We start from the raw sequence: 290 nt of genomic DNA, 5'->3' as shown, positions 1-290 counted from the left end.
GGTGGAAAAAAAAAAAAAAAAAAAAAAAAAAAAACCCAACCAACACCCCCCCAAAAACAAAACAAAAAAACACCAACCAAACAAACACAAACACCCAAAACACCAAACAAAAAAACCCCAACACACCCAACAACAACACACCAAACCCCCACAACCAAACTAATAAAATATAGAAAAAAAAAAACCAAACAAACAAAAAAGAAAAACAAAAAACAAAAATTAGAAAAAAAGGAAAAAAAAAAAAAAGAAAAAAAACAAACCCAAACCACCACCCAAAAAAAAAAAAAACA

The 290-nt window shown here is 28.6% G+C and carries 1 protein-coding gene; it reads left to right on the top strand.

The window, feature by feature from the left end; translation table 11 throughout:
* Positions 1–290, top strand: a 290-nt coding sequence (locus tag KB213_RS13425) for a hypothetical protein (protein WP_211683453.1), incomplete at both ends; no start/stop codon positions are given.

It is taken from the genome of Neokomagataea anthophila, from assembly GCF_018122595.1.
In the GTDB taxonomy this organism is placed as follows: domain Bacteria; phylum Pseudomonadota; class Alphaproteobacteria; order Acetobacterales; family Acetobacteraceae; genus Gluconobacter; species Gluconobacter anthophilus.
Note: the sequence above shows the minus strand (reverse complement) of the source record. Positions and strands in the feature narration are given on the sequence as shown.